Source organism: Streptomyces sp. NBC_01716, assembly GCF_036248275.1.
Taxonomy (GTDB): domain Bacteria; phylum Actinomycetota; class Actinomycetes; order Streptomycetales; family Streptomycetaceae; genus Streptomyces.
This window is the reverse complement of sequence record NZ_CP109181.1, coordinates 629,378-640,733: the sequence shown is the minus strand read 5'-3', so window position 1 is coordinate 640,733 and position 11,356 is coordinate 629,378. Positions and strand designations below refer to the sequence as shown.

The window sequence follows — 11,356 nt, the reverse complement described above, 5'->3', positions numbered from 1 at the left end:
AGCCGAACGAAAGGACCGCTGTGAGCGAGCACGACACCCGCATCGCCGTGATCGGCCTCGCGGTACGGCTCCCGGGCGCAGAGGATGTCGTCGATCTGACGGCCTTCCTGGGCGGCGACGGGGTCGAGGTCGGTGAGGTCCCGCCGAGCCGGTGGGCCCGCGAGCTGTATCTGGGCGACGGACCCCACCAGGGCACGCACCACCGCGGCGGCTTCCTGGTGGACCCGTTCTCCTTCGACCACGAGGCGTTCGGCATGACCGCCGAGGACGCCGTGCTGCTCGACCCCCAGCAGCGGGTGATGCTGGAGGTCGGCGCGCGGGCCCTGGAGGACTCCGGGTACTTGGGGGTGCGCCGACGGCTCGACGCCGGTGTGTTCATCGCCGGGCGCATGAACGCGTACGGCTTCGACCAGGGACGGGGCACGGTGCCGCCCGGTCCGGCCGGCCCCGTCGGTATTCCCGGCCCGGCCGCCCTGTGGGGACGGTCGCAGAACTTCATGGCGGCCTGGCTGTCCGACCGCTTCGACCTGGCGGGCCCGAGCCTGGTCGTGGACACCGCCTGCTCGTCCTCGCTGTCGGCGGTCTGGCTCGCCTGCCAGAGCCTCGCGGCCGGGACCTCCGAACTCGCCCTGGTCGGCGCGGTCGACCTGCTGATCGACCCGCTGACGTTCGTACTCCTCTCCCGCACCGGCGCTCTCTCCCCGGACGGGCTCTGCCAGACCTTTGACAGCAGGGCCAACGGCTATGTGCCCGGCGAAGGAGCCGCCGCTCTCGTTCTGAAGCCGATGCCGGCGGCGCTGGCCGACGGCGACATGATCCTCGGAGCCATCAGCGGCGTCGCGGTCAACAACGACGGCCGCACCATGGGTGTCACCACACCGAACCTGGAAGCCCAGATTGACCTGCTGGGCACGGTGTACGACACCATCGACCCGGCGACCGTCCAGTACGTCGAGGCCCACGGCACCGGCACCGCCATCGGCGACCCGATCGAAGTGCGGGCGCTCACCGAGGTGTTCGCCAGGCACGGCGTCGCCCGCGACTCCGTCGCGCTCGGCTCGATCAAGCGCCGGATCGGCCATCTGCACTCGGCGTCGGGGCTCGCCGGACTCGCGAAGATCATCGTCGCGTTGCGTGAAGACACCGTCCCCGCCGTGGCGGTGGAGTCGCCCAACCCGCGCCTCAACCTCGCGGACAGCCCCTTTCATCTGCCCGGCACCCGTCTCCCCTGGCCGGACGCCCCTGTGCGCCGGGCCGCGGTGAGCGGATTCGGCTTCGGTGGCACCAACGCCCATGTGGTGGCCGAGGCCGCCCCTCGTACCTCCGGGTCGGGGGACCCGGGCACGCGGGCATTGCCGGTCCATGTGCTGCCGCTGTCCGCCGACAGCCCGTACGCGCTGCGCGAACTGGTCGCCCAGTGGCTGGAGTTCCTGCCGACCCTGACGGACGGGCCCGGTGAGCTCGGTGACGTATGCGCCACGGCCCGTCTGGCCCGGCCGCACCGTACCGAGCGGCTCGCCGTCGCCGGGGCGGACGCGGGCCAACTGGCCACCGCTCTGCGCACATGGCTCCTGCGGGCCGGGGCACCCCGGACCCGTACCGTCGACGGCTCCCGCACTGTCGTCTCCGTACGTCCCGAGGCACACGCCGCCCCGCCCGCATGGCTGACCGCCCTCGACCGCTCCGCACCGGCCGTTCATGAGGTCGTCGGCCTGTTCGAAGCGGCCACTGGCACCCAACTGGCCACATTCTCGGGTGAGTTGCTGCGGATCGCCTCCGGGGTCGCCCTCGCGATCACGCTGCGCGATCTGGGGCTGCCCGAGGGCGCGGTCGACCTTCCGCCGGGCTGGCAGGCGGTCGGGGACTTCGTACGAGGACGGGCCCCGCTGGAGCAGGCGCTGGCCGATGTGCTGCGGAGCGACAACGAACTCGCGCGCGACGGGCAGGAACACGCCGATGCCGGCGGCCACGACGTCGGCGCGCGGCTGGCCGAAGCCCGCGACGAGCGGGAGGTGGCGGAGGTGCTCGCCGCGATCGTCGCCGAGCTCTTCGGGGAGGGGCAGGAGATCGACTGGGCGGTGTTCCAGCAGACCACGGGCGCGGCGTGGCGCAAACACCTGCTGCCTTCCGCCCAACTGCGGGGCCCCGCCCTGAACTTGGGCGAGCCCCAGCGCTCGGCCGAGCCAGGATCACCAGCGGAGCTCGTGTCGGACGAGGGGACGGCCGGGTACACGTTCTCCCGGGTGTTCGGTCCGGCCGAGTCGCCCATCGCGCAGCACGCGGTGTACCGCACGCTCATGCTCCCCGGCGTGGCGTGGTTCGACTTCCTGCGCGAAGGCGCCGCGCTGCGCGGCGAACTTTTCCACGGGGCCCGGGACATCCTCTTCCACCGCCCGCTCATCCCGCGCGGTGCCCACCGGGTCATCGGCCGGGTGGACGCGGAGAACCGGTTCAGGGTGGAGGATCCCGAGAGCGGGGAACTCTTCGTCACCGGCCGGCTCGTCACCGGCCGCCCGGCCGAGCCGGCGCCTCCCGTCCCCCTGGCCGCCCTGCTTGCCGACTGCGCCGGCTCCACCGTGCACGCGGGCTCGGGTCTCTACCGGTGGCTGCGGCGGATCGGGTACCACCACGGCCGCTACTACCGGAACATCTCCTGGGTGGCGAGCCTGCCGGACGGCGGCACCCTCGCCCGTGTCGAAGGCGCCCGGCAGCGGGAGTTGAACGCGCCCGGCGTGCGGCTGTTCCCCGGGCTCCTGGACAGTGTGACGGTCGCGGCGATCGACCCGGCCAACCCGGTGTTCGGCGCGGCGGACGCGTCCGCGTTCATCCCGCTCTCGGTGGGCCGGCTGGACGTCCTCGGACCGCTGGACGACGCCGCCTACGTGCGGACGGAGATCGCCTTCTGGAACGACGAGGCCTGCCGGGTCACCCAGACCGTGACCGACGAGGCGGGGACGCCGCTGCTGGTCTTCGGAGACATGGCGTCCAAGCGGGTTCCCGTACAGGCGTTCAGCGCGGGGGAGACGCCTGCGCCGGTGCCGGTGGGGCCTGTTGCGGTGCCCGAGTCTGTCGCGGCGCCGGCGTCGGAGCCGACTGTGCTCTCGCCGACGCCACCTCGTCCGGCGGCCCAGACAGCCCCCGCGGCCCTGGTTGCTCCCGCGGCGCCCGCCGTCTCTCGGTCGGTACGGGCCCTGAACTGGTTCCTGGACTTGACGGGCACCCCCGAGGAGCACAGCGATACGGAGTTCCTGTCCGCCGGGTTCGACTCGGTGGGCCTGGTGGCGCTGAGCGAGCGCATCTCCCAGGAACACGGCCTGTCCCTCTACCCGACGGTCTTCTTCGAGTATCCGACCCCCCGCCAGTTCGCCGACTTCCTGGCGGACGAGGCGCCGGAGCTCGTCGACAACCAGCCGGCCCAGCCGGCCCAGCCGGACCCGGCGGCGCCGGCGGTCCCGGCTGAGGCGGAAGTGCCCGCACCGGTGGCACGAACAACCGTCACGCCACGAAGACCAGAGCCCGAGCCCCCGGCCGGGCCCCCCTCGGCCGCTCCGGCGTCACGACCGCGCGACATCGCGGTCGTGGGCGCCGCGGTCAGGCTGCCCACCGCGGGCAGCCTCAGCGCCTTCGCCGAGCTGCTCGCCGAAGGCCGGGACACGGTCCGGGCGCTGCCCGAGGGGCGTTGGGACAAGGAGGAAGGGCCGGTCCCGTACGCCTCGTTCCTGGACAGCGTGGACGGGTTCGACCCGGCCCCCTTCCGGATCTCGCCCCGCGAAGCTCCCCTGATCGATCCGCAGGCGAGGATCGTGTACGAGACGATCTGGGAAGCCCTGGAGGACGGTGGCCGGATCGGCGGACGGGCCGACGGTCACCACACCGGTCTGTGGATCGCGTACAGCCACGACCACTACCACGAGGAGCGGGTACGTCACGGCGTACCCGACGGGCGTGGCCTCGGACTTGAGGCGATGATCGCCAACCGGCTGTCGTACCTGATGGACTGGCACGGCCCGAGCGGACTGGTCAACACCCTCTGCTCGTCGTCCCTGGTCGCCGTCCACTCGGCCCTTCAGCACCTGCGTTCCGGCGACATCGACACGGCGGTCATCGGTGCCGTGCACGCCGGCATCAGCCCGGAGTACTTCCGGTCGATGGGGGACCTGATGGCCCTGTCACCCCGGCATCGCAGCCGCGCGTTCGACAGTACGGCGGACGGCTTCGTCCCGGGAGAGGGAGCCGTGGCAGTGGTGTTGCGGCGATACGACGACGCCGTACGGGACGGCGACCGGATCCGGGGTGTCATCAAGGGGGCCGCCGTCAACCACGGTGGCCGCACCACCCGCTACTCCGCACCAAGCCCGCGCGCCCAAGCTGCTGTCATTTCGGCCGCGTTGGGGGATGCGGGGGTGTCGGTGGAGTCGATTGGTTTGGTGGAGGCGCATGGGACGGGGACGGGTTTGGGTGATCCGATTGAGGTGGAGGGGTTGTCGCGTGCGTGGCGTGGGGTGACGGGGCGGTCGCAGTTTTGTGCGATTGGTTCGTTGAAGGGGAATGTGGGTCATTTGGAGCCGGCGGCTGGGTTGGCCGGCTTGGTGAAGGTGTTGTTGGCGATGGAACATGAGTCGGTCCCGCCGTCGTTGCATGTGGTGCGGCCGAATGATCACATCCGTTTTGAGGAGTCGCCGTTCTATCTGGCTGATCGTGCGGTGGCGTGGCCTCGGGGTGGGGAGCCTCGTCGTGCCGCGGTGAGCGCGTTCGGTATGGGCGGGGTGAACGCCCATGTCATTGTGGAAGAGGCTCCCTTGCTGCCGGTGCGGGAGGCATCGGCGCAGGACTCGCACGTTGTTCGGGTGAGCGCCGCTGACGAGACCGCGCTACGAGCCCTCGCCGGCGCCTACGCCGAAGCTCTGACGGACACGTCCGAGGACAAACTCGGGGACTTCGCCTTCACGGCCAACACCGGCCGCGCCGCCCACCGTCTGCGGGCCGTCGTGCATGGTGGCGACCCCCGTGAACTGGCAGCCGGACTGAGGGACGTTGCCGCAGGCCAGGTCTCCGGGTCCCGACGGGGCGGTACTCCGGCGCCGACCGCCTTCATGTTTACGGGGCAGGGTTCGCAGTATGTGGGTATGGGGCGTGGTTTGTATGGTGTGGAGCCGGTGTTCCGGGCTGCGTTGGATGAGTGTGCGGGGTTGTTGGTGGGGCATGTGGATGTGCCGTTGGGGGAGTTGTTGTTCGGTGAGGTGGGGGGTCGGTTGGATCGGACGCGGTATGCGCAGCCGGCGATTGTGAGTGTGCAGGTGGGGTTGGTGCGCTGGCTGGAGTCGGTGGGGGTGCGTCCGGATGTGGTGGTGGGTCATAGTCTCGGTGAGCTGACGGCGGCGTGGGCGGCGGGTGTGCTGGATCTGCCCGACCTGCTGGAACTGACCGCGTTGCGGGGCCGGTTGATGGAGTCGCAGCCGGATGACGGCACCATGGCGGTGGTCCATGCGGATGCCGAGGCTGTTCTGGCTGCTGTTGCTGATCATCCGGGGGTGGAGATCGCGGCGTTCAACGCGCGTCGATCGGTGACGATCACAGGTCCGGCGGATGCCGTTTCCCGTTTCTGCCAGGATTCCGGTCTCCGCACACAGAAGTTGACGGTGAGTCATGCGTTCCATTCGGCCGCGATGCAAGGCGCGGTCGCCCCGTTCGTGGAGGCGGTGGCAGGCCGGGCGCTCTCGGCCCCGGCGATCGGGTTCGCGTCCACAGTCACCGGAGGTTGGCACAACGCCGAGACAGCATCCGACCCGGACTACTGGGGCCGCGCGATCCGTGAGCCCGTGCGCTTCGCCCAAGCCGTCTCCGCCCTCGGCGAGTCCGGCGCGGGATCGGTGTGGGAGATCGGTTCCCATCCCCAACTGACCTCGCTCGCCCGCGCGTCGTGGGGCGAGACACAGCCGGTCTGGCTCAGCACCCTGCGCCGGGACCGCATCGATCAGGCTCAACTCCACGCGGCGGTCGCCGCGTACGTCAACCAGACCTCCGCCGACCTCGACTGGGCCGGTCTGCACCGGGGCAACGGCCGGCGGACCGCGACCATCCCCACCTACCCCTTCAACCGACAGCGGTTCTGGATCTCCTCAGGACCGCACGAGACCACACCGAACAACCAGATGAAGCACGAGACGAAAAGGCACCTGAACCATGGCTAGCGAATACGGACTCAAGCGACACTTCAACGGCGACGCGGCACGCCTGATCGGCGACAGGATCCGGGCCGTCCACCCCGAGTTCGACGTGGAGGGATACGCGGCCGAGGTCGAGTCGCGCATCCCCGACAGAGAACTGAAGGACCGTGTCCTCGTCCTGGCCGAGGGCCTGCGCACTCGCCTGCCCGCCGAGTACCCCCTCGCCGTACCGATCCTCCTCACCATCCTCGGCGACGAACTCGCCGAAGGGGAGGGCATGTTCAACTCCAGCTGGTTCCTGATGCCGGTCGCACGCTTCGTCGAGGAGTACGGTCTCGACCACCCGGACCTGTCGCTGGACGCGATCGAGGAGATCACCAGGCGGCACACGGGCGAGTACGCGATCCGGCCCTACCTCGAACAGCACTACGCGCCGACGATGGAGCGCGTCGCCCTGTGGGCGCGGAGCCCGAGCCACAACGTGCGGCGCCTGGCGACCGAAGGAGTCCGCTCCCGCCTGCCCTGGGCCCGGACCCTGACCGTGTTCGTCAAGGATCCCCGGCCGGTCCTGGAGATCCTCGAACCACTGCGCAGCGACCCCTCGGAATATGTGCGCAAGTCCGTCGCCAACAACCTCAACGACATCTCCAAGGACGCCCCCGATCTCGCTCTCGCCACCGCGCTGCGCTGGCTGGAGGAGAGCCCCACCCCCGAGACCAACTGGATCGTCAAGCACGGACTGCGCACCCTGGTGAAGAAGGGTGATCAGCAGGCCCTGGCCATTCTGGGGGCCACGGGCGGCGAGCACGTCCGCGTACCCCGGCTGAGCATCACCCCGCGGTCCGTGACCATCGGGGACACCCTCGTCATCAGCTTCGACATCGAGAACACCCACGACCGCACGCACAACATCGCGATCGACTACGTGGTCCACCACGTGCGCAAGAACGGGCGCAGCATCCCGAAGGTCTTCAAGCTGACCACCCTCGAACTCGGCCCCGGAGAGCGGCGGTCCCTGGAGAAGACCCACGCGATCAAGGAGGTGCAGACCCGCCGGTACTACGCGGGCGAGCACACCGTCGACATCCAGGTGAACGGTCTGGCCCAGGCCACCGAGAGATTCGACCTGCGCACATGAGCGGGCTCAGGTCGGTTCTCAGCGCTGCCGATCCGCTGGTCTCCCACCACCGGATCGGCGGCATCCCGGTGTTACCCGCCGCCGCGCAGATCGACGCCATGCTGTCCGCCTGCGACGCCCGCCGCCCCGACTGCCGGTGGACCCTGGAGCAGGTCGCCTTCCGGGTGCCGCTGCTGGTGGTAGGCCGCGAGGCCGAGTTGGAGGTCCAGAGCGCGGATGACGGTGGCTGCGCGGTCAGTTCAGTACACGCCGAACCCGGCTCACGCCTCGTGCACAGCACCGCCCGGGTGACCGGCAGCCCGTTGCCGCCTCCTCGCTATGCCGACGTGGCCGCGCTGCGGGCCGGGTGCACGGAGCAGGTGCCGCTGTCGGACGTGGCGGCGTGGCGTGAGGCGAGCGGGATCGCGTACGGGCCGGCGTACCAGGTGATCCGGTCGGCCCACCGGGGCTCGCGCCGGATGCTGCTGATGCTCCGGGCGGGGGACGAGACGAACGCGGCGTCGGCTCCCCCCTTCGTACCGCCGGCACTGCTCGACAGCGTCTTCCAGGCGCTCGGCATGCTCGATGGGGGTGCTGTCGGGGCGTGCCTGCCCTGGTACGTCGGCCGGCTGGTGGCCCGCCGAAGGATCTCGGGCACGGTGATCGCCCTGGTCGAGCGGGACGAGCCTGACGAAGCCGGGGGCAAGGGTGGTGCCGTACGGGGACGGGCCACGGTCTGCAATCAGCAGGGTGAGGTCCTGCTGGAACTGGACCGCATCACTCTCAAGGCCGCCAAGCCCGCAACGCCAACAGCCTCCACGGCTTCAAAGGTGTCAACGGCGTCGACGGTGCCCGAGGCACCCGCCGACTCCGAACAGGGCCTGCCAGCAGTCCCGTTGATCGAGACCGTCGTCTGGCGGAAGGCCGACGTCGTCACCCCCGTACACCCGGCCGCGCCCGAAGGCCCCGTGCTGATCGTGTCCGCGCACGACCTCCGTCCACCGGGTGACCGGCACGGCGTACACCTCACACCGGCCCGGCTCTCCGACGGGGGCCTCGACACCCTGCCGGCCGATGCCGCTTTTCGCGACGCCGTGTATGTGGCACCGCGCGGGCTGAGCGGCGAGGCGGAGGTGACGGAGGCCCTGCAGGGGGTCTTCGGTCTGGTGCGTCGACTCGCGGCGCGCCCTCCGATGTCCGACCTGCTGATCGTCACCTCCGGCGCACACCAGGTGGTGGCGGAGGATGTCGTCGACCCGTTCATGACCGCCCTGTGGGGTCTCGGCCGCACGCTGCGCGTCGAACATCCCCGTACCAGGGTCCGCCTGGTCGACCTCGGCCCCGCAAGCCCCGAGAGCCCCGAGAGCCCCGAGAACGCTGCCGCTGTCCTCGGGGCGGCGCTCGGCCAGGACCGGCCGGAACTCGCCCGGCGCGACGACGTCTGGTACGAGCCCTCCGTAGAGCCGCAGCACACGAGCACCACCGACCCCGTGCGATACGAAGGCGGCCGTTTCCTGATCACCGGCGGCATGGGGGGCATCGGCCTGCGCGTCGCGGAGTTCCTCGCGGACGCGGGGTGTGCCCAGCTGACCCTGGTCGGGCGCACCGTGCCGGACGGGGGAGACGTACGCGAACGCCTCGACCGGCTCGGAGGGCGCTGCGACCTGACGGTCGTGGCGGCGGACGTCCGCTCGCTGCGCGAGCAACTGGCCGGCGCGGCACGGTACGACGGGGTGTTCCACGCCGCCGGCGTGCTGCGCGACGGACTCGCGCGCAGCCTGACACCGGAGCAGGTGGACACCGTCCTCGGGCCCAAGATCGGCGGCGTACACGCGCTCACCGATCTGATGTCCGGGCACGAACAGCCGGGTTTCGTCGCCCTGTTCTCCTCGGTCGCCGCCGTACGGGCCAATCTCGGCCAGAGCGCCTATGCCGCGGCCAACGCTTATCTGGAGGGCTACGCCGCCCGCCAACGGGCCGAAGGCCGCGCCTGGTTCAGCCTCGGCTGGGGTCTGTGGACCGTCGGGATGGGCGAGTCCATCGCCCCGAAGGCCGCCGCGCACGGCATCCCGGCCCTCACCGCTGACGACGGCGTCGACCTTCTCCGCACGGCCCTGAACCGACCCCCCGCGCATTACGTCCTGTCCGCCGCACCTGAAGCGAAGGATGCACCCATGACTGCTGTCACACCGGAATCCGGGCTGTGGCCGTCGCTCACCCACGCACTCACGGAGGTCCTGCATCTCGGCGGCGTGTCCGCCGATGACGATCTGCTGGAGCTGGGCCTCGACTCGATGATGGCGGTCGAGCTGGCGGCGGCGCTGACCTCCGACGGGCTCGACATCGACCCGATGGTGTTTTTCGAGCGCACCAACGTCGGCGCGCTGCTGGCCCATCTCGAATCGCTGCCGCGCACGGCTCCCGCCGCAACTGCCGTGCCGGCGCCCGCACTTGCACCGATGCCCGCCCCGGCCCCCGCGCCCGTACCGCAGAGGCCCGCCGCACCTCCGCCGCGCACGTCGCACATCCCGGTGCCGCAGCAGCCGCCGGCCGCCGTACCCCCGCGCACCGCCGACTCCTTCGTACCGGACTGGGACCGCTTCAGGGCCCCGGCGCCCGCCCCGTCGGCCCCACCGGTGTCGCCGCCCCAAGCCCCGGCCCCGCCCCCAACTCCTACGCCGGCCCCGGCACCTGCCCCCGCCTCCGGCCGAGTCCCGCGCCGGACCCTGCCGGGCAGGCTGGCCGACGCCCCGCACGGCAGGTTCCTCGACCGCCGCATCGACGCGCTGTCGACGGAGGACCGCCTGATCGTCGCCAAGGACGAGTACTTCTACGAGCCCGTCATCGAGGAAGCCACCGGCCCCCGGATCAAGTTCGACGGCCGCTGGTTCCTCAACTTCGCCTCCTACAGCTACCTCGGACTCATCGGGCACGACTACATCGAGGACCAAGTCCTGCGCGCCGTTGAGCGCCACGGGACCGGCGCGCACGGCGTACGGCTGCTGGCGGGCACTCTGCATCTGCACCGGGAACTGGAGCTGGCGCTCGCCCGCTTCCTCGGCACCGAGGACGCCATCGTCTTCTCCAGCGGCTACATGGCGAACGTGGCGACGGTCGGCGCTCTCGTCGGCCCCGGCGACGTCGTCATCGGCGACGTCTACAACCACGCCAGCATCCTCGACGGGTACCGGCTGTCGGGTGCGTCGGTCATCACGTACGCCCACAACGACCTCGCCGACCTGGAACGCGCCCTGCGCAAGGCGGGCGACGCGGGCCGCCTGGTGGTCACCGACGCCGTCTTCAGCATGGACGGCGACGTGGCCGATCTGCCCGGCATCGTGGAACTGTGCGAGCGGTACGACGCGCCGCTGATGGTCGACGAGGCGCACAGTCTGGGCGTCCTCGGCGCCACGGGACGCGGCATCTTCGAGCACTTCGGCGTCGATCCGGCTCGGGTCGACGTCAAGATGGGCACGCTCTCCAAGACGGTGCCGAGCGCGGGTGGTTATGTCGCCGGGTCCGCCGACCTGGTCTTCGCGCTGAAGAACAACGCGCGGGGCTGGATGTTCTCCGCGGCGGTGACTCCCGCCCAGGTGGCGGCGGCCAAGGCGGCGATCGAGGTGATGGAGGCCGCCCCGTCCCTCACCCGGGACCTGCGGACGAAGTCGGCCCGCTACCGCGAGGGGCTGCGGGCCCTGGGCTTCGACACGCTGGCCAGTGAGACACCGGTGGTGCCCATCATCTGCACCAGTGCCGAGCAGGCGGGGACGATGGCCCGGCTGTGCCAGCAGGACGGGCTCTTCGTGCAGCCGATCGTCTATCCGGCCGTACCGCGGACCCTGCCCCGGCTGCGGACCATCGTCAACCTCAGCCACTCCGCGGCCGATCTGGACGCGGCCGTCGTGACGCTGGAGAAAGCCGGCCGCGCCTGCGGCCTGATCCGCTGAGCACCGATCCGACGCAGCAACGCAGCAACGCGCAGGAACGCGGCGATCGACGGGAACGCCGCGCTCCACCAGGAACGGAGCGCTCCACCAGGAACGGACACCGTACGCCTCAACCACCGCATGGC

The 11,356-nt window shown here is 70.9% G+C and carries 3 protein-coding genes; all 3 read left to right on the top strand.

Features of this window, described 5'->3' with window-relative positions; translation table 11 throughout:
• Nucleotides 1–20: 20 nt before the first annotated feature.
• Genes OIE74_RS02795 through OIE74_RS02785 form a run of 3 tightly spaced genes read left to right on the top strand, consistent with a single transcriptional unit; the run spans nucleotide 21 to nucleotide 11,231 of the window.
• A complete protein-coding gene (locus OIE74_RS02795) occupies nucleotides 21–6,191 on the top strand; it encodes a polyketide synthase (RefSeq protein WP_329378018.1) in 6,171 nt (2,056 codons plus the stop codon).
• Nucleotides 6,184–7,305: a DNA alkylation repair protein gene (locus OIE74_RS02790; RefSeq protein WP_329378016.1), complete on the top strand. Its 1,122-nt coding sequence runs from the start codon at nucleotides 6,184–6,186 to the stop codon at nucleotides 7,303–7,305. Before OIE74_RS02795 ends, OIE74_RS02790 begins: the two co-directional genes overlap by 8 nt.
• Entirely contained in the window at nucleotides 7,302–11,231 is a 3,930-nt protein-coding gene (locus OIE74_RS02785) for an aminotransferase class I/II-fold pyridoxal phosphate-dependent enzyme (RefSeq protein ID WP_329378014.1), read from the top strand. Before OIE74_RS02790 ends, OIE74_RS02785 begins: the two co-directional genes overlap by 4 nt.
• The last annotated feature ends 125 nt before the right edge of the window (nucleotides 11,232–11,356 follow it).

What these genes read in the sequence shown, in the direction of transcription:
- OIE74_RS02790 (WP_329378016.1), top strand. Translation starts at nt 6,184, where the DNA reads ATGGCTAGCGAATACGGACTCAAGCGACACTTCAACGGCGACGCGGCA.
- OIE74_RS02785 (WP_329378014.1), top strand. Translation starts at nt 7,302, where the DNA reads ATGAGCGGGCTCAGGTCGGTTCTCAGCGCTGCCGATCCGCTGGTCTCC.